At 41.2% G+C, this 18,588-nt stretch carries 17 protein-coding genes; 11 read left to right on the top strand and 6 right to left on the bottom strand.

The genetic code is table 11. The annotated features are described in order from the left end of the window. Positions 1 to 34: 34 nt before the first annotated feature. Positions 35 to 457 (bottom strand): acyl-CoA thioesterase, encoded by a 423-nt coding sequence (locus B5X60_RS03740; RefSeq protein ID WP_079702293.1) that lies wholly within the window; start codon positions 455 to 457, stop codon positions 35 to 37. Between the two features lie 296 nt (positions 458 to 753). Between B5X60_RS03740 and rpsO the strand changes: the two genes are divergently transcribed. From rpsO to B5X60_RS03705, 7 genes are all read left to right on the top strand, one after another. Further along, complete coding sequence (gene rpsO, locus B5X60_RS03735) at positions 754 to 1,032, top strand: 30S ribosomal protein S15 (protein ID WP_079702292.1); 279 nt, start codon at positions 754 to 756, stop codon at positions 1,030 to 1,032. A gap of 118 nt (positions 1,033 to 1,150) precedes the next feature. Beyond that, positions 1,151 to 3,298, top strand: a complete 2,148-nt coding sequence (pnp, locus tag B5X60_RS03730; protein WP_079701310.1) for a polyribonucleotide nucleotidyltransferase — start codon at positions 1,151 to 1,153, stop codon at positions 3,296 to 3,298. Positions 3,299 to 3,426: 128 nt separating this feature from the next. Next, entirely contained in the window at positions 3,427 to 4,098 is a 672-nt protein-coding gene (gene rpe / locus B5X60_RS03725; RefSeq protein ID WP_079701309.1) for a ribulose-phosphate 3-epimerase, read from the top strand. Between the two features lie 6 nt (positions 4,099 to 4,104). Continuing rightward, a complete protein-coding gene (locus B5X60_RS03720; protein ID WP_079701308.1) occupies positions 4,105 to 6,576 on the top strand; it encodes a TonB-dependent receptor in 2,472 nt (823 codons plus the stop codon). A gap of 88 nt (positions 6,577 to 6,664) precedes the next feature. Continuing rightward, a complete protein-coding gene (gene serC / locus B5X60_RS03715; RefSeq protein ID WP_079701307.1) occupies positions 6,665 to 7,735 on the top strand; it encodes a 3-phosphoserine/phosphohydroxythreonine transaminase in 1,071 nt (356 codons plus the stop codon). Positions 7,736 to 7,815: 80 nt separating this feature from the next. Next, a complete protein-coding gene (locus B5X60_RS03710) occupies positions 7,816 to 8,775 on the top strand; it encodes a D-2-hydroxyacid dehydrogenase (RefSeq protein WP_079701306.1) in 960 nt (319 codons plus the stop codon). Between the two features lie 34 nt (positions 8,776 to 8,809). After that, on the top strand, positions 8,810 to 10,051 hold the full coding sequence (locus B5X60_RS03705) for a DUF1015 domain-containing protein (protein ID WP_079701305.1): 1,242 nt from the start codon (positions 8,810 to 8,812) through the stop codon (positions 10,049 to 10,051). On the opposite strand, the gene B5X60_RS03700 is transcribed toward B5X60_RS03705, so the two are convergent. The 5 genes from B5X60_RS03700 to B5X60_RS03680 all read right to left on the bottom strand — a co-directional run bounded on the left by B5X60_RS03700 (position 10,048) and on the right by B5X60_RS03680 (position 15,072). After that, the gene (locus B5X60_RS03700; RefSeq protein ID WP_079701304.1) at positions 10,048 to 11,439 is read right to left on the bottom strand and encodes an MBL fold metallo-hydrolase RNA specificity domain-containing protein; all 1,392 of its coding nucleotides are present in this window, start codon (positions 11,437 to 11,439) and stop codon (positions 10,048 to 10,050) included. The two genes, B5X60_RS03705 and B5X60_RS03700, sit on opposite strands and share 4 nt — an antisense overlap. A gap of 116 nt (positions 11,440 to 11,555) precedes the next feature. Further along, positions 11,556 to 13,415: an ABC transporter ATP-binding protein gene (locus B5X60_RS03695; RefSeq protein ID WP_079701303.1), complete on the bottom strand. Its 1,860-nt coding sequence runs from the start codon at positions 13,413 to 13,415 to the stop codon at positions 11,556 to 11,558. Between the two features lie 61 nt (positions 13,416 to 13,476). Beyond that, positions 13,477 to 14,004 carry a hypothetical protein gene (locus tag B5X60_RS03690; RefSeq protein WP_079701302.1) on the bottom strand — a complete coding sequence of 176 codons (528 nt, stop codon included), beginning with the start codon at positions 14,002 to 14,004 and terminating at the stop codon, positions 13,477 to 13,479. A 4-nt stretch (positions 14,005 to 14,008) separates the two neighbouring features. Beyond that, positions 14,009 to 14,296 (bottom strand): putative quinol monooxygenase, encoded by a 288-nt coding sequence (locus B5X60_RS03685; RefSeq protein WP_079701301.1) that lies wholly within the window; start codon positions 14,294 to 14,296, stop codon positions 14,009 to 14,011. Further along, positions 14,293 to 15,072: an SAM hydrolase/SAM-dependent halogenase family protein gene (locus B5X60_RS03680; protein WP_079701300.1), complete on the bottom strand. Its 780-nt coding sequence runs from the start codon at positions 15,070 to 15,072 to the stop codon at positions 14,293 to 14,295. The genes B5X60_RS03685 and B5X60_RS03680 overlap by 4 nt, the downstream gene beginning before the upstream one ends. Positions 15,073 to 15,174: 102 nt before the next feature. Here B5X60_RS03680 and B5X60_RS03675 point away from each other — a divergent pair, with 102 nt between their 5' ends. The 4 genes from B5X60_RS03675 (at position 15,175) to B5X60_RS03660 (ending at position 18,493) form a co-directional block, all read left to right on the top strand. Continuing rightward, positions 15,175 to 16,137, top strand: a complete 963-nt coding sequence (locus B5X60_RS03675) for a PhoH family protein (protein ID WP_079701299.1) — start codon at positions 15,175 to 15,177, stop codon at positions 16,135 to 16,137. A gap of 23 nt (positions 16,138 to 16,160) precedes the next feature. Then, positions 16,161 to 17,108 (top strand): phosphoribosylaminoimidazolesuccinocarboxamide synthase, encoded by a 948-nt coding sequence (locus tag B5X60_RS03670; RefSeq protein WP_079701298.1) that lies wholly within the window; start codon positions 16,161 to 16,163, stop codon positions 17,106 to 17,108. 77 nt (positions 17,109 to 17,185) lie between these two features. Continuing rightward, positions 17,186 to 17,563: an STAS domain-containing protein gene (locus B5X60_RS03665; RefSeq protein ID WP_079701297.1), complete on the top strand. Its 378-nt coding sequence runs from the start codon at positions 17,186 to 17,188 to the stop codon at positions 17,561 to 17,563. Between the two features lie 18 nt (positions 17,564 to 17,581). After that, a complete protein-coding gene (locus tag B5X60_RS03660; RefSeq protein WP_079701296.1) occupies positions 17,582 to 18,493 on the top strand; it encodes a ribonuclease Z in 912 nt (303 codons plus the stop codon). Positions 18,494 to 18,588 lie beyond the last annotated feature (95 nt).

Below are 18,588 nucleotides of genomic sequence, written 5' to 3'. Positions count from 1 at the left end.
CTGATTATTGCTTACTTGGCGTAGCCACTGATTACTAAATGGAATATTGTGCGATCATGTCTTCAGACACCTTAACGCCCTTTCCGGTATTAGTGTCGATCATGACGTAATCGAACCAGCCATCACACGACACTTTTGCAGTTTTAAGGTTGACGATTTCAAATTTAACCCGGCAGCCTTTGGGATTAATTGTTTCGATGCCCGTTTCTACAGTAAAGATATCTCCCAATCCCAGGGGCCTCTTGTAGTCGACATGCGCAGTGCGAACAACCCAGCCATAACCCTGTTCGAGAAAGGTTTCCATGGGCATTTTATAGAATACTTCCATTTGTTCGTAACGGGCTGCCAGGACATAGTCGAAATAGGTACTGTTATGTACGTGGTTAAACATGTCGATATCGTCAGGACGGACCTTGAATTGGGTTTTGAAGGAACTGTATTTGCGGGGAGTTTCCATAGAGGACGAAAATCGGGAATTTATTGGGAATTCCAACGTGTGAGCTTTCGGTAAATGGTTACCCATTGTCGGTTACCAGGTTGGGTGTAAAAGAGGGCCGTTAATAAAGAGGTAGTATTTTAAAGCTTACATTCAAGCTGATGACTGCCACCTATGTCGCTTGCAATAGATCCAGCCGGGTAACTGATAACTGGCAGCTGGCAAGCAGTTCAAATCACACTTGCAAATCCCATCCCCAAAACCTATCTTTGCATCCAATTAACAAAATTTATAATCGCTTTAATATTATTCAAGTAATGTATTTAAGTACAGAGTACAAGGCAGAAATTTTTGCCAAGCACGGAAAAGGTGCTACAGACACTGGTTCTGCAGAAGGACAAGTGGCATTATTCACTTCACGTATTGCTCACCTAACCGGGCATTTGAAGAAAAACAAGAAGGATTTTTCTACACAATTATCTCTTCAGAAATTAGTTGGTAAACGCCGCGCCCTGCTGGCATATCTTTACAAGAAAGATATAAACAGGTATCGTGCTATTATCAAAGCATTAGAGTTAAGAGATATTATAAAATAATCTTAGCAAAACATTGCGAAGCCATCCTTTTTTGGGGATGGCTTTTTTACTTTATTAGAATTAAACCAATATAAAAGAAGGTGTGCTCTAAAGAGGAAAAGTACACCGCTATAAACCAATGAGTTATAACGCGATAAAAAAATCATTTGATCTGGGCGATGGCCGTATGATCGAGATCGAAACTGGTAAGTTAGCTAAACAGGCTGATGGTTCAGTAGTAGTGAAAATGGGAGATACGATGCTCCTTGCAACTGTTGTTTCGACAATAGGCGCTAAACCAGGTACAGATTTTTTACCATTATCTGTTGATTACCAGGAAAAATATGCGTCTACAGGACGTATACCAGGCGGTTTTTTACGCCGTGAGGCAAGACTTTCTGATTATGAAGTTCTTATTTCCCGTTTAGTTGACCGTGCCCTACGTCCGATGTTCCCGGATGATTATCATTCTGATACTCAGGTAATGATCTCTTTGATCTCAGCCGATAAAAATATTATGCCTGACTGCCTTGCAGGACTTGCAGCTTCTGCTGCGATTGCTGTATCTGATATTCCATTTAATGGTCCAATCTCAGAAGTGCGTGTTGCACGTATTGACGGTAAATTTGTTATAAATCCTTATCTGAGTGATTTAGAAAGAGCAACAATCGATTTCCTGGTAGCAGGTACTGAGCACGATATCGTAATGGTGGAAGGCGAGGCTGATGAGATTTCTGAAGAAGATATGGTTGCTGCAATTGAATTTGCTCACAAAGCGATCGTGATCCAGGTTCAGGCTCAGAAAGAACTTGCTGAAATGGTTGGAAAAACTAAAAAACGCGAGTATAGCCATGAGTCACATGATGAGGAGCTGAAAAAGAAAGTTTACGATGCTACATATGATAAGGTTTATGCAATTGCTAAATCTAATTCTGCAAAGCATGAAAGAGGAGATGCCTTCGGTGCCATCCTAATGGAATTCATTGGAACTTTAGGTGAAGATCTTGATGATACAACCGGATTCCTTGCGAAGAAATATTTCCACGATGTTCAATATGATGCGATCCGTAACCTTGTCCTTGATGAAGGAATTCGTCTTGACGGCCGTGATGCCCGTACTGTCCGTCCGATCTGGAGTGAAATCGGCTACCTGCCATCTGCTCACGGATCAGCGGTATTCACCAGGGGAGAAACACAATCATTAACTACTGTTACCTTAGGTGCTAAATCTGATGAGCAGATGATCGATGGAGCATTCTTCAATGGTTATCAAAAATTCCTTTTACACTATAATTTCCCTGGTTTCTCAACCGGTGAAGTTCGTCCAAACCGTGGAGCCGGCCGTCGTGAAATTGGTCATGGTAACCTGGCTATGCGTTCGTTAAAGAAAGTTATCCCTGTAGATGATAATCCTTATACTATTCGTATCGTTTCTGATATTCTTGAATCAAACGGTTCATCTTCAATGGCTACAGTTTGTGCAGGTACTCTTGCGCTGATGGATGCCGGTGTAAAGATCAAGGCTCCTGTTTCGGGAATCGCTATGGGATTGATCACTGATGAGAAAACGGGAAAGTATGCGATCTTAAGTGATATTCTGGGTGATGAAGATCATTTAGGAGATATGGACTTCAAGGTTACCGGTACAGAAGCTGGTATTGTAGCTTGTCAGATGGACTTGAAGATCAATGGCTTAAAGTGGGAAGTATTAACTGCAGCGTTAAAGCAAGCAGGTGAAGCACGCCTTCATATCCTTAACGAAATGAAGAAAACTATTTCCGTTCCTCGTGAGGATTACAAACCACATGCACCGCGTATTGTTACCCTGAAAATTGATAAAGAATTTATTGGTGCTGTTATCGGCCCTGGTGGTAAGATCATTCAGGAAATGCAACGTGAAACAGGCGCAACGATAGCGATCGAGGAAAAAGACAATCAAGGTATTGTACAGATCTTTGCTGATAACAAAGAAGCTATCGATAAGGCAGTTAGCCGTATCAGAGCCATTGCTGCAAGGCCGGAAGTTGGCGAAGTATACGAAGGTAAAGTTAAAACCATTATGCCTTTCGGTGCATTCGTTGAGATTATGCCAGGTAAAGACGGTCTTCTTCATATTTCGGAGATTGACTGGACCCGTCACGAGACAATGGATGGTGTTCTCAATGTAGGTGATATAGTTCAGGTTAAACTTTTGGACGTGGACAAACAAGGAAAATTAAAGCTTTCCCGTAAAGCATTGCTTCCTCGTCCTCCAAGACCAGAAGAAACCAAGCCTGCTGAAGCATAATTTTAAGGTGATATTTAGAAGCCTGTCCAGAGCAATCTGGTCAGGCTTTTTTTTTATAAGCTGGTGGCTTTTATATTTCCCAGCGCCAAAACGCCTCAAAATCTCTTTCAAAATTGTAAATTTGATCCATGAATCACCTAATCGCCCCATCTGTCCTTTCAGCAGATTTTGCTAATCTTGAAAGGGATATAATAATGATCAATCAAAGTGAAGCTGATTGGTTTCACATCGATATTATGGATGGGGTTTTTGTTCCCAATATTTCGTTCGGTTTCCCTGTTTTGAACGCCATTAATAAACATGCTAAAAAACCTTTAGATGTACATTTAATGATCGTCGATCCCGACCGATACCTTCAGGATTTTAAAAATTCGGGAGCTGCGAATATAACTGTGCATTATGAAGCATGCACCCATCTTCACCGAACTTTAAGAGCCATTAAAGATCTTGGATGCAGAGCAGGAGTTGCTATAAATCCTCATACTCCAATAAATGTATTGGAGGATATTATACAAGATATTGATTTGGTTTGCCTGATGTCAGTTAATCCGGGATTTGGTGGCCAGCAGTTTATTGAACATACCTATAAGAAAATTAAGGCTCTTAGATATCTGGCAACTGGCCGAAACAATGAGCTCATCATCGAAATTGATGGGGGAGTTGGACCCCAGAATGCCCTTGCGCTTTTGAAAGCAGGAGCCAATGTTCTTGTTGCCGGCAACGCTGTATTTGCAGCGGAGGATCCGTCGCTGGCAATATCTGAATTAAAACGATTAAATTCGGATATATTAACTGCCTAACCTGATTTGAAGCGTACTGGAAATTTCTGTCATTGGTATTTCTTTCCGACAGCTGCGCTTTGCTGTTTTTTACTCATCAGTACTTTCCTGTGGTCAACTGTTGCTCACGCCCAGGATGTTACATCTATCAAAGGCATTGTACGTTCATCAAAGGGAGAACTGCTTAGTGGCGTTACCGTTCAAGTCAAGGGGTCAAAATATATCACACAAACGGATCGTGATGGCGAATATCTAATAAATCCCGTTCCTGTAAATATCACCCTATCTTTCAGTCGCTTAGGTTATAAAACACTCACACTGGACCTCGGCTTGCTACCAATGCGTGAAAATGTCCAGGATGTTGAATTAGTTCCCGAGGTACAATCGCTTGATGAGATAAATATAACTGAGAAATTTAGCGGAAGTAATTTTAAAATAATTGAACCCGATAAGTTTAGCGCTTATCCTAGTGCATCCGGGAGCTTTGAAAACCTGATCAAGAATATGCCCGGTGTTTCCGCTAATAATGAATTGAGCTCGCAGTACTCAGTTCGCGGGGGTAACTTTGATGAGAATCTACTTTATCTGAATGATATTGAGATTTTTCGACCCTTATCTGTGAGCAAAGGGCAACAAGAAAGTCTAGGTTTTGTAAACCCCGATATGGCAACACACGTGAAATTTTCAGCAGGTGGATTTGAAGCGCGATACGGGGATAAACTTTCGTCTGTGCTCGATGTTCGATATTCCCGTCCCGACTCCCTCTCGTTAGAAGCTTCGGCAAGCCTTTTAGGGAGCTCAGCAACACTAAAAGTACCTCTCAAAAACAGCTATATTCTCGCCGGGGTCAGGATCAAAAAAAATCAAGATCTCCTGGAACGACAAAATTTAGCCGGCAATTACAGTTCGAAATTTTCGGATTATCAATTACTGTATCGTCAGAATTTTACCCCTAAATTAAATGTTTCTCTATTTGGTAATTACAACAGGGGAGAGCTGAATGTTGTGCCCGGACAGCGGGAAACCGAGTTTGGTACCTCTGATGAGGTATTGAAGCTATTTGTCAACTATGATGGAGTAGAGACGACTGAATTTAAGTCGGCCATTGGCGCCGTCACATTCGCTTATAACTTTTCAAATAGCGCGAGCATAAAATGGATCAGCTCAATTACAGGTATTGATGAACATGAGAATACAGATCTATTAGGGTGGTACACATTCGACGAAAGGGATGGCCTTAGCCCAGGTAATGGAGGGAGTTTGCTGGGCCGGGGCTCACAATACGATTTTGCAAAAAACAAGCTTAATACTTTAATTTATAATACGGAGCTGAGAAGTTATAAGCAGTATAAAAAATCGTTCTTGGAACTGGGAATTAGGCTGCAGCACGACCAGATAAATGATGATATTGAGGAATATATTGGTCTGGATTCGACAGCTTATTCCAGACCTCCTTCGGCCAACTGGCGCTATTCTGATGTGATTACTCAGCAGAATGACGTGACTATTCGGAGAATCAATGGTTTTTTTCAGAACACGGTTAGTATCAGTCCTTACCTCACTTTCGCTGTTGGCGTACGAGCAAACCTCAATTCATTTACCCGTGAATTGTTAATCAGTCCACGATTCTCATTAATGTATTATCCGGATAACAGTGATGGACTTTTGTTGCGGTTTTCGGCGGGATCTTACTCTCAGGCGCCCTACTATCGGGAATTAAGGAACTTTAACGGGAGTATCAATCCCAACGCTTTGTCGCAACAGTCCTATCAGCTTCTGAGTGGTATCGATCGTAAATTTGATGGTTTAGGCACACGATTAAAGTTCAGTTCGGAAATATATTATAAATTTTTAACCCGGCTTACACCTTATAAAACTGAGGACCTAAAAGTCAGATATTTTGCAGATCAGGAGTCGAAGGGTTATGCAGCTGGTGTTGACCTGAGTCTTAGTGGCAATTTTGCCAAAGATCTCGAATCGACATTTCGTTTGTCGTTAATGAAGACTGAAGAGGATATCAAGGATGACTGGTATTTTATCACCGGAGGTTCGGGGCTCCCAAATAACATTGTCAGGCCCGGATATTTGAAAAGGCCATCAGATCAACGCGTTAACTTGGGTATTCTTTTCCAGGATCGATTGCTGCAAAATCCGACTTATAAGGTCCATTTGAACTTATTATTTGCATCTGCACTACCAACGGGTCCGTCCGGATCACAGCGCTATGAGGATGTCTTCAAGATCCCTCCCTATAAAAGAGCTGATATCGGGTTCTCTAAAGATTTTGCTGATCCTGATAGCAGGAAAATACTGCCGTTCATTAAAAAATATTTTCAGTCTTTGAGTGCACACGCAGAAATATTTAATCTTCTGAATAACAAGAATACGGCATCTTATCTTTGGCTAAAAGATGTCGGCGCAGTGCAATATGCTGTACCGAATTACTTAACCTTCAGGAAATTTAATTTTCGAATTATCGCACGTCTTAAAACCCGTTAGAATATTGTCACGATTTGCAATATAGGGGCCTGAAAAGGTAGAATGTGTCAAAATATTCTGCTACTTTTGGGCAACAAATCCTTAAATCATGACACACAATTTTGGTGCAGGTCCCTGCATTTTACCTCAGGAAGTTTTTAAACAGGCATCTCAAGCCGTACTAGAATTCAATGGTACCGGTTTATCTATTTTAGAAATATCCCACCGTACACCTGAGTTTGAACAAGTAGTTGACGAGACGATCCGGCTTATAAAGGAACTTATGAATGTTCCGGAAGGTTATTCGGTAGTTTTATTACAGGGAGGTGCATCCATGCAGTTTTCAATGGTGCCAATGAATTTACTAGCAGACGGACAAACAGCAAGCTATTTAGATACTGGCGTGTGGGCCAGCAAAGCACTTAAGGAAGCTAAGATAGTTGGAAACGTAAACATTGTTGCTAGCTCTAAAGAAGCCAACTATACATATATACCTAAAGATTTTACGATCCCCGCTGATTCAGCTTACTTTCATTACACGTCAAATAATACAATTTACGGGACAGAGCTTTTCGAAACGCCGCACACAGAAGTTCCGGTTGTTTGCGATATGTCATCAGATATAATGAGCCGGGTTGTTAATGTAGCGGACTTTTCACTCATTTATGCCGGTGCACAAAAAAATATTGGACCAGCGGGTTTGACAGTTGTAATTGTTAAGGACAGCATTTTAGGTAAATCGGGCCGCAAGTTAGGTTCTATGCTTGATTACCAGGTTCAGATAGAAGGCGGGTCGATGTATAATACCCCGCCCGTTTTCGCAATATATGTAGCCATGTTAAATCTTCGCTGGTTAAAATCAAAAGGCGGCATTGCTGATATTGAAAGAGAGAATTTAGCTAAAGCCGAAGCTTTGTATAAGGAAATCGACCGTAATCCATTGTTCAAAGGCACATGTAATGTTGAGGACAGATCGCGAATGAATATATGTTTCGTGATGGAGAATCCTGAGCTTGAAAAACCATTTCTAAAATTTGCAGAAGACAGAGAGATCATTGGAATCAAAGGACATAGAAGTGTTGGAGGATTCCGCGCATCGATGTACAATGCCTTGCCAATAACAAGCGTACATGCTTTGATTGACGCCATGCAGGATTTTGAAGAAAAACATCGCAATTAAGCTGTTCGGACTGATGTTCAGTCCTTTGGTATTAAATGCACAAATTGACCATTAGATAATTTCAATTTACTATAATTATTATGTTTCGAATACTCGCCAATGATGGCATCGACCCAATAGGTAAACAATTGTTAGAAAAAGCTGGGTTTCAGGTAGACACTGATCACATTCCCCAGGCTGAATTATTTGAAGGCTTAAAGAGATATGATGGTATTACTGTCCGAAGTGCAACAAAACTCCGCCAGGATCTTATTGACGCATGTCCTAACATAAAGTTAATAGGCAGGGGTGGAGTTGGGATGGACAATATTGATGTCGATTATGCAAAAGGAAAGGGGATTGCAGTTGTAAATACACCTGCGGCATCTTCACTTTCGGTTGCAGAGCTTGTATTTGCACATTTATTTACAGGAATACGCTTTTTGCAGGATGCAAATCGTAAAATGCCTGCTGAAGGAAATTCAAAATTCAATGATCTTAAAAAAGCCTATGCGAAAGGTGTTGAACTTCGGGGCAAGAGAATAGGTATAATCGGATTTGGCAGAATTGGTCGTGAGACTGCCCGCGTAGCTCTTGGACTTGGAATGGAGGTTCTCGCTTATGATCTCTTTGAAGTTCCGGCAGAGCTTGATATTCAGCTTGCAGGAAACATTACAGTAACCTGTCCAATAAAAGCGCTGAATATTGATCAAGTTATTAAAGAATCTGATTTTATCAGTTTACATGTTCCATTCTGTGAGAAGCCTGTTCTAGGTAAAGAAGAATTTGATAGCATGAAGGATGGTGTTGGAATTGTGAATTGCTCACGAGGGGGTACTATAGACGAAGAAGCTCTAATTGAAGCCTTAAATTCAGGAAAGGTTGCATTTGCCGGATTGGATGTTTTCGACAATGAACCTAATCCTCGTCAGGACCTGCTTTCTCATCCTAAAGTTTCCTTAACCCCGCATATTGGCGCATCAACAAACGAAGCTCAGGAAAGAATTGGTACCGAACTGGCTAACCTGATCATCGATTTTTTCAAAACCATTAAGGTTTAGTTCATTGTAGGTTTGAATCAGCCATTGAAATAAAATGCCAACGATCAAACCCTTTTATGGAATCCGGCCAAACCCTGACTATGCAGGAAAGGTTGTTTTAGATGTTGAGAATTTAAGCCTTGATGAGGCTAAGATTATCCGGCAGGAGAATCCGTATTCTTACGTGAATATGTTGGTTCCGAAGCTGGATAATCTTTTTTTAAGGGGATCCAAGAACGAACTTGCCTTTAAGAAAATAAACGAAAATTTCGAGGAATTTATCGAGAACGGCGTATTAATACAGGATGTAAAACCGTCAGTCTATGTTTATCGAATCTCAAAAGATGGGAAAACTCAGACCGGCATTTGGACAATTACATCGGTAGATGACTGTCTGGATAATACCATAAAGAAACATGAGCTGACTAAGCCTGATCGGGAAGCTGTCCTTATTGATTACCTTCAGCAAACAGGCATAGACGCTAATCCAGTTCTCATTACCTACAAACCTGTTGCGGAAATTGATCGTGTTATCGATCAAATTTGCCAGGGTCTTCCTGATCTTTCCTTCAGTAAAAACGATTCCCTTCATGAATTGTGGAGGACCGATGATAGTCACAATATTCAAACTATTGTTGATGAATTCAAAAAATTGCCATCAGCTTATATCGCCGACGGCCATCACAGGGCGGCAGCAGCATCCCTTTCGGCACTGAAGCAACGTCAATTTAAGCCTGGGTATTCTCGAACCGAAGAGTTCAATTTCTTTACAACAGTGTACATGGCTTCAAACCAGTTGAAGATCTATCCCTTTCACCGTATGGGCAAAGATTTAAATGGACTGACAAGCACTGAGTTTATTGAAACTCTGGGCAAACATTTTGAACTGGAGCGCAGTAATTGTGCTATCATGCCTGAAAGACTGCATAAATTTGGGATGTACATTTCGCGGCAATGGTACAAACTAACACTAAAGACTGCAAAGAACGATCAGTCAAATGCTGTTTCTGATTTGGACGTTAGCATACTCCAGGAATTAGTATTCCACGATATTTTAGAGATTGAAGACTCAAGGGTCGACCCAAGGATAAGTTTCGTAGGGGGGCTTGTAGCACCAGATGTCATTGAAGCCCAGGTTGATAATGGTGAATATGCTGTCGCGTTTACTTTATTCGCTACCTCGATTGAACAACTGATAAAGGTAGCAGATCAGGGAGGGGTGATGCCACCTAAATCCACCTGGTTTGAACCCAAATTCCAGGCAGGTTTGTTGATACACAAGATCAATCAGGTCTAATCTAGTAAGTAAGTTTCACCTTTAACTGCTATTTCCGCAGAATATCCTTCTTCATGTAATGACTGTCTAAAGCTTTCCATAGAAGATATTTCGCCATGTACAAGAAATACTTTTTTTAAGCTTGAGGGTTGTTGGTGCTTCACGAAGTTCATCAGGTCATTGTGATCACCATGGCCACTAAATAAATCAGTCTGTTTAATTGTAGCGTAGACCGATAACTCCCTGTGCCTTATATTTACAATTGGGTCTCCACGTAGCAAACGATTTCCCAGAGTACCCTTTGCACAATAACCGATAAAAAGGATGGTGCAATAGTAATTTGAGATGTTGTAATATAGATGGTCCTGAATACGTCCGCCCTCGAGCATTCCAGCTGAAGAAATGATTATACAAGGTTCGTAATAATTTGAAATTGCCTTACTGGCATTCATATCCTGTATGTATTCAAGATTTTCAAATTCAAATTCGTCTCCTTGCTTCTTATAAAAATCCTGAGCTTCCTGATTCAAAAGGGGGTGATGTTTCCTGAAAATATCTGTAGCATAAGTTGCCATCGGGCTATCCACAAAAACCTTTACACGAGGTAGCAATCCTTTGGTAAATATGCGATTAAGCGAATAGACAAGTGCCTGGGTCCGGCCAACACTGAATGCGGGAATGATCAAACGCCCAGGTGATTTGATACAGGCTTCATTAACTGTTTCGGTAAGCAGTTCTTCAACGCTTTTGGTAGCTTTGTGCCAACGTCCGCCATAGGTCGATTCACAAACGAGGTAATCTACCTGCGGTAATGCTTCCGGATCGTTCAAAACGGGATAATTTTTCCGGCCAAGATCGCCGCTAAAAGCAACAGTTTTAATGCTGCCATTTTCATTTACAGTGAATACGGCTGCTGCCGCTCCCAGCAAATGCCCCACGGGTACGAATGAAAGGCTTATATTTCCCGTAATCGCAAAAGGCTTGTTAAAGCCAATGGTGACGAAACGATCAACCGTTTCCATCACGTGTTTTTGAAGGTATAGGGGTTTGGGCCCGGAGTTGAAACCACGTTTGCTTTTACGCGCCTTGCGCTGCTTGTTCAAGAAAATGTTCACTGAGTCTAATAAAAGAAGCTCGGTAAGGTCGGCGGTAGGTGGTGTGCAGAGGATTTGTCCGTCAAAGCCATGGCGTACCAGTGTTGGCAAATTTCCGGAATGATCGATGTGAGCATGTGTGAGGATGACGACATCAATTTCCGACGGAAGAAAAGGGAACTGTTCATTTTCTTCAAGCCAGGTATCTTTCTCATAATCCAAACCGCAATCAATGAGAATATTGTAGTTAACGGTTTCCAGAAGATGCATACTTCCGGTAACCTGTTGCGCAGCACCCCAGACGGTTAGTTTCATATCAGTAGACAGTAATCGATAAACAGTAATCGGTGGTTAGGCCGAGTAAACAGTGACGGGTATTAATCATTCAGAATCTTCTTTATACTTTACGGTACCTTTGCACTGATCACTGATTACTTCTCAGTAGTTTCGAGCTGCAACTGACTCAAATACCTATAAAGCCCCTCCTTATTTTTCATCAAATCCGCATGGCTGCCGCTCTCAATGACTTTTCCTTTCTCGAGAACAACAATTTTGTCCGCTTCACGAATTGTAGACAATCGGTGGGCAATGATTATCGACGTGCGGTTTTTCATAAGTTCTTCCAATGCTTCCTGTACCAGGCGTTCAGACTCAGAATCCAATGATGACGTTGCCTCGTCAAGGATCAAAATGGCAGGATCTTTCAGAAGTGCACGGGCAATTGCTATCCTTTGCCGCTGCCCTCCAGATAGTTTAACCCCACGCTCGCCAACTAATGTATTATAGCTTTCCGGGAAGCCTGCTATGAAATCATGAGCATTAGCTCGCTTTGCAGCCATAATAATTTCCTCTTCCGAAGCATTTAGACGTCCATATGCTATGTTTTCGCGGATGGTGCCACCGAATAATAAAACGTCCTGTGGAACAATTGCAACCTGGTTTCTCACATCGGTCAGCGAATAAGCTGATGATTCCCTTCCGTCGAACAATAAGCTACCTTCCTGAGCTTCGTAAAAACGTAATATCAAACCTGCAATAGTTGATTTTCCAGCACCGCTTGGACCTATAATTGCAACTTTCTCACCTCGCCTGGCTTCGAACGAAACGCCATTCAGGACGGTAATTTCCTTTCTGGATGGATAAGCAAAAACAACATTTTTAAACTGTAAATCCCCGTTGATCTTTTGAGTGATTTTGTTATTTTCTCTGTGCATAGAGATTGGTTCATTTTGCTCACCAAGTATTTCCAGAACACGCTCACTTGCGCCGAAAGCTTTTTGCATAGTCGCATACAATTCCGGGAAGCTTCCCATCGCTGCTCCCACAAAAGTAGAAAGCAGGATAAACGTGAACATGCTTGCAAGACTTATTTCTCCAGCTTGAACAAGATGGGATCCATACCATACTACTGAAACAATTGTTCCAAATAAACAAAAGACAATAAACGATGCAAATATTCCTCTGAACTTCGCACCCCGCATAGCTATTTTTACTACTTCCCGGATACTCGTATTGTATCTTCCCACTTCATAGGCTTCATTCACAAATGCTTTTACATTTGAAATTCCCTGAAGTGTTTCTTCCACTATGGTGTTTGATTCTGCAAGTTTATCTTGTGCCTTTCTGGATAGCTTACGAATAAAGCGGCCGAAAACAACGGCGATCACCACCATAACGGGTAAGACAGCGAGCAGCATGAGTGTCAATTTTCCTGATACGAGCACAAGAAAAATTATACCTCCTGTAAATATGATCACTTGTCTGATCATCTCAGCCAGGGTAGTTGTTATGGCGTCCTGAATCTGGGAAAGATCGGCTGATAGCCTGCTATTTAATTCACCAACTCTCCTTTGCGAAAAGAAGTTCATGGGTAAGGTAATAAGCTTATGATAAGTGTCACGACGAATGTCTGCCAGACCTTTTTCGGCAACCTCTACAAACCAATTAATTCTGAAATACGAGAATATTGACTGAACGAATAATACTCCAAGAAGTGTCAGAGCTACGGTGTTAATATCAGTAGGGAAGGAGTCAAGTATTTCCCTTGGCATTATTGCACCAGTAGGCTTTGCCGGTGCGCCAGTGCCAATTAACCTGCCCATCAGGAGCGGGAATAAAAATGAACTTCCGCTGGATACTATAAGACAAATAAGACCTAGAAAAAATTTTGTACGATATGGCTTAAGGTAAGATAATAACTTCATTACCTGCCTGATACTTTCCTTATTAATCTTAGCCTTGGGTAGTTCTTCAGCCTGAGCGTTACCGCTGTTCAATCGAGCACGTGCCATTTAAAATTTGGAGTTATTCGTCAGTTATATGACGGGGCAAAATTAGCCTAATTTGGCCAAGTTAGATGCGCTTGATATCAGCTTTACGTAATTTTTTACCTCGTATTGCATAAATTATAGCAAGCGCCAGTGCTATTAATGATGTCGTTAAATAAAATTTCATCTTGTCAAAGCTGGCTGAGTGTTTTATGTTTTCGTCTTTTAGCTTATCATTTTCTTGCTGAAGCTTTGTTATAGTTGATTGAAATCTTTCTATTCTACCTTCTACTGTCACAGCACGGTGTTCTACTTCTTTTTTCTCGAAATCTTTGTAGTCGAGGAGTATTTTTAGCTCAGAAAATATTTCATTGTCCGTTAGCACAATCTTAGTCAGGATATCATTCGAAACCTGCATATCCCTTTTAGTTTTTAAACCGAAAATCCCGGTTCGTTTCGTGAGGCTGTTATCATATTGGCTGAATTTCATGCTTCGGTTTTCAAGAAGCTTATTTATTTTAATTCGTTGTGAATTATAGGCTGAAGTGTCGGTCTGAGCTGAAAGACTCAGGTTGAATATAACCAATATGAACGCCGTAAGAATTCGTTTCATCGTATCAGTTTGTTGAGTTCAGGGTCCATGCCTCGGCTTTTTCAGAAAACAAAGGTTTTACCTTCGCCCACGTTGTCTGAAACAGAACTGAAGATCTGTAGGCATTTAAATGAGCCTCACTTTCCCACTTACTCAACGTAAAAAATATCGTCTCATTACCCGCATCCTGCAAAAGCTCGACACCGCCGCAGCCATCAAAAGAACTAATTAAGCTGGATGTAAGTGAAAAAATTTGCTTGAAACTGTTTACTTTTTCCAACTGGAAGGTCATCTTGACTATCCGCGTTATCACGACTGGAATTCTATTCGGACAATATCGCCGAGGTGAAGACCCAATAAGCCACTGGCGTTACCCTTATTAATCGCAATTTCGAGGTGATTGCTGATCCCAAATAAGCATAATTTCTCACCCTCAGGAACTTCATTGTAGTGCCAGCTCAGCTGTGAAATGGATTCATTTCTTTTAAAGAACAGTGTGAAGTCGCGATTTAACTGGACACGAGTGAATATTTCTTTGGTAATGTTGGTGATAATGTTCTGGAATGAATCGATGTAAATTACGCTTCCCCGGATGATGTCACGCTCTATGACGGGTTGAAGAGTCATACGATCCTCAACACCGGACACCGGAATACCAATGTCCTTTAACTTACCACCTTTTGCTAAATGACTGGCCGCTTTGGGAAAGATATCCGAAAGTGGAAAGTGCAGGTATTTCAAGTCCTGCATAATGTTTAATTCAACAATCTCCGTAGGTTCTTCTTCAAATAACAGGGAGAATATACCGTTATCGGACCCAACAAAATAATGTTCCCGGTACTTCAATGCCAGGTATCTGGTCCGTTCGTTAAATACAGAATCAATTCCAATTAAGTGGACAGTTCCTTTTGGGAAATAGTGAAACGCATTTCTAAGAATGAAGGCTGCCTGAGGAATATTAAAGGCAGAAATATCATGACTTATATCAACAATATTTGCATTTGGCAGCTGGCTCAGGATACTTCCCTTGAGGGCAGCCTGATAAAAATCTTTATAGCCCAAATCGGTCGTTAAAGTAATTATTGCCATTTAAAATGTAAATATTTATTGTTAATCTTGCGATAGATATTGTTGGTACAAATATTGAATTTTAATCTCAAATAAACACCGTGAACTAAAAATAACCACAACTTGAACGAGCTAAATCTAACTTTAGAAAATGTGAACCCAGTCGTGATCTGGGGCGCCAATAATGAAAACTTTGAGATTATAAAAAAACATTTTCCGAAGATAAAACTCGTAGCCAGAGGAACTGATCTGAAAGTTCTGGGAGATGAAGCAGAGATCAATAACTTCAATCTTAAGTTCACCGAGATAGTGAATCATTCGGATAAATTCCAGAGCCTGAGCATTAACGACATTGAGCAGATTTTGGGGGCACCAATTACCGCAATTTCAGAAACCGAGGCAAATTCTCCGAGAAATGGCGGAGGTGGTGATCCAATCGTCTTCGGTCCCAATGGGATTGTAGTCAAGGCACGTACGGCTAATCAACGCCGCATGGTGGACAGCATCAGCAAAAATGACATCATCTTTGCCATTGGTCCAGCCGGAACCGGAAAAACATATACGGCAGTAGCACTTGCTGTTAGAGCCTTGAAAAACAAGGAAATAAAAAGGATTATATTAACTCGACCTGCAGTTGAGGCTGGTGAGAACCTGGGCTTCCTGCCGGGGGATTTAAAAGAAAAGATTGATCCGTACTTACGACCACTGTATGATGCCCTGGATGATATGATCCCGGCTGAAAAGCTTAAAGTTTTTTTAGAAAACAGAACCATAGAAATTGCACCACTCGCTTTTATGCGTGGGCGAACCCTCGACAACTGCTTTGTAATTCTTGATGAGGCTCAGAATTCCACTGACATGCAGCTGAAAATGTTCCTTACCAGGATGGGTCCTACAGCAAAGTTTATCGTAACCGGTGATGTAACTCAGATTGACTTGCCACGAAAGCAGCAGTCTGGGTTAAATACAGCCTTACGTATTCTGGGCGACATCAAAGGGATTGACATCATATATCTTAACGGGGACGACGTAGTGCGTCATAAGCTTGTTAAAAATATCCTCAGGGCTTACGGTGATATCCAATAATAATTCATAATAGCATAAAATACATGAGTGCCATCAAAGAAACCCATTTTAATTTCCCCGGTCAACAGAACTTCTACAAGGGGAAGGTGAGGGATGTATATACCATCGGCGATAAATTTCTTGCTATGGTCGTCACCGACAGGATTTCAGCATTTGATGTTGTTTTACCAGAACCAATTCCTTTTAAAGGTCAAGTTTTAAATCAGATTGCAGCGAAATTTCTCCAGGCTACTGTTGATATCGTTCCTAACTGGGTTCTTGATATTCCTGATCCAAATGTGACGATCGGTAAGATTTGTGAACCATTCAAGGTAGAGATGGTGATAAGAGGTTATTTGGCAGGTCATGCCTGGAGGGAGTATAAGGCAGGTAGACGTTCTGTTTGCGGAGTGGAACTACCGGATGGTCTTAGGGAAAATGATAAGCTTCCCGTTCCGATAATTACACCGACAACGAAGGCATCTGTTGGCCATGATGAAGATATTTCGAGAGAAGAGATCATCAGCAGGGGAATAGTTTCGGAAGAGGATTATTTAGAACTGGAAAAGTACACACGCGCCGTTTTCCAGCGAGGAACAGAGATGGTTGCTGAACGAGGGCTTATATTGGTGGATACCAAGTATGAATTTGGGAAAGCTGATGGGAAGATATATCTCATAGATGAAATTCATACACCCGATTCGTCACGTTACTTTTATAGTGAGGGTTATGAAGAGCTTCAGCTGCGAAATGAGCCCCAAAGGCAATTATCAAAAGAATTTGTCCGGAAATGGCTAATTGAGAATGGCTTCCAGGGTAAAGAGGACCAGGCAATCCCGAAGATGAGTTCCGAATTTGTAAAGTCGGTATCAGATCGTTATATTGAACTTTACGAACATATTACAGGCGATACGTTCATCCGGCAGGAAAATTCTGATCCAGCGGCACGGGTTGAGAAAAATATTAATGAGGCGCTCAAAAGACTCTCTTAATAATTACCTTAAAACCGGAATAAATAATTAAATTAGTACCAACCTGTTCAGGTGTGTTCTGCTTCAAACTACATCCAATGAAATTTACAGTCGATAAACACGAGAAATATGTATTAATCAAGCTGAATGAAAACAAGCTTAATAGTTTGATTTCTCCCCAGCTTAAATCTGAGTTAATCCTTACTAATACTGAGGGCCAGCGAAATATCATCCTGGATCTGTCGAATGTAAAATATTCTGATTCGTCGGGTTTAAGCAGTTTGTTAGTTGGGCACCGTATTTGCAAAAATGCTGAAGGGACTTTTATTCTTACAGGGATCAATGACAATATAGCCAGGCTTATCACTATTTCACAGCTGGAAAACATATTGACCATTGTTGCCACAGTTGATGAGGCCATAGATCTTATTTTTATGGAGGAGATTGAAAAGGAGCTTAAAAGAGAATTGAAATAGGAATAATGAACACACTGCATGAAATTCGAGGTAACAATTTTAGGTAGCAGTTCGTCAACTCCAATTTTTAACCGAAATCCAACCGCACAGCTTCTTAATGTTAACGAAAAGTTTATTCTTATCGATTGCGGAGAAGCCACACAAAACCAGTTATTACATTTTGGCCTAAAGGCAAATCGGATTGACCAGATTTTTATCAGCCACCTCCATGGCGATCATTATTTGGGACTCGTTGGGCTATTATCCTCTCTTCATTTAAATGGGCGAACAAAGCCCATGGATATATTCGGTCCGCCAGAACTAAAGGAAATAATTGATTTACAGTTCCGACATTCGCAGACGTTTCTTAGGTACCCTTTGAATTTCAACGTTACCAATCCATCCAAAAGCAGTAAGATTTTTGAAAACTACGATATCGTCGTGGAAAGTTTCCCACTGGATCACAGAATTCCATGTACTGGGTTCCGGTTTACGGAAAAGCAACGGTTGCGGAAAATGATAAAAGAAAAAATTGAAGAGCTCAACATACCAACTGAACAGGTGCAATTAATAAAGAAAGGTGCGAGTTTCACAGATAAAAAAGGAAAGGTTCACCTGGCTAAAGACCTGACGACCGATGCTGACCGTCCAAAGGCATATGTATACTGCTCTGATACAATCTGCAGCTGGAAATATCTGGATTTTATTAAAGATTCAGATACCTTGTACCACGAAGCAACTTTCCTTCATGATATGCTGGCGAGGGCAGAAGAGACTTTCCATACCACCGCGTTACAAGCAGCGGAGGTTGCGCTTAAATCAAATACCAGGAAATTACTAATTGGTCATTTCTCAGCCCGCTATCGCGAACTTGACCCTTTACTTACAGAGGCAAAAACTTTGTTTCCCAACACATTTCTGGCAATAGAGGGGATGACTTTTGAGATCTAAGGGCACAATAAAATAGGTGAACTGCAGGTTCATTCTAACCTTGTTTCATTAAGAAGCTTTCCCGCAGAGAATTTTATAATTGTCTAAAGGCTCGT

The organism is Daejeonella lutea, assembly GCF_900168015.1.
Taxonomy (GTDB): domain Bacteria; phylum Bacteroidota; class Bacteroidia; order Sphingobacteriales; family Sphingobacteriaceae; genus Daejeonella; species Daejeonella lutea.
Note: the sequence above shows the minus strand (reverse complement) of the source record. Positions and strands in the feature narration are given on the sequence as shown.

Coding starts and splice junctions, on each gene's coding strand:
- B5X60_RS03740 (WP_079702293.1), bottom strand. CDS start 457: ATGGAAACTCCCCGCAAATACAGTTCCTTCAAAACCCAATTCAAGGTC.
- rpsO (WP_079702292.1), top strand. CDS start 754: ATGTATTTAAGTACAGAGTACAAGGCAGAAATTTTTGCCAAGCACGGA.
- pnp (WP_079701310.1), top strand. CDS start 1,151: ATGAGTTATAACGCGATAAAAAAATCATTTGATCTGGGCGATGGCCGT.
- rpe (WP_079701309.1), top strand. CDS start 3,427: ATGAATCACCTAATCGCCCCATCTGTCCTTTCAGCAGATTTTGCTAAT.
- serC (WP_079701307.1), top strand. CDS start 6,665: ATGACACACAATTTTGGTGCAGGTCCCTGCATTTTACCTCAGGAAGTT.
- B5X60_RS03710 (WP_079701306.1), top strand. CDS start 7,816: ATGTTTCGAATACTCGCCAATGATGGCATCGACCCAATAGGTAAACAA.
- B5X60_RS03705 (WP_079701305.1), top strand. CDS start 8,810: ATGCCAACGATCAAACCCTTTTATGGAATCCGGCCAAACCCTGACTAT.
- B5X60_RS03700 (WP_079701304.1), bottom strand. CDS start 11,439: ATGAAACTAACCGTCTGGGGTGCTGCGCAACAGGTTACCGGAAGTATG.
- B5X60_RS03695 (WP_079701303.1), bottom strand. CDS start 13,415: ATGGCACGTGCTCGATTGAACAGCGGTAACGCTCAGGCTGAAGAACTA.
- B5X60_RS03690 (WP_079701302.1), bottom strand. CDS start 14,004: ATGAAACGAATTCTTACGGCGTTCATATTGGTTATATTCAACCTGAGT.
- B5X60_RS03680 (WP_079701300.1), bottom strand. CDS start 15,072: ATGGCAATAATTACTTTAACGACCGATTTGGGCTATAAAGATTTTTAT.
- B5X60_RS03670 (WP_079701298.1), top strand. CDS start 16,161: ATGAGTGCCATCAAAGAAACCCATTTTAATTTCCCCGGTCAACAGAAC.
- B5X60_RS03665 (WP_079701297.1), top strand. CDS start 17,186: ATGAAATTTACAGTCGATAAACACGAGAAATATGTATTAATCAAGCTG.
- B5X60_RS03660 (WP_079701296.1), top strand. CDS start 17,582: ATGAAATTCGAGGTAACAATTTTAGGTAGCAGTTCGTCAACTCCAATT.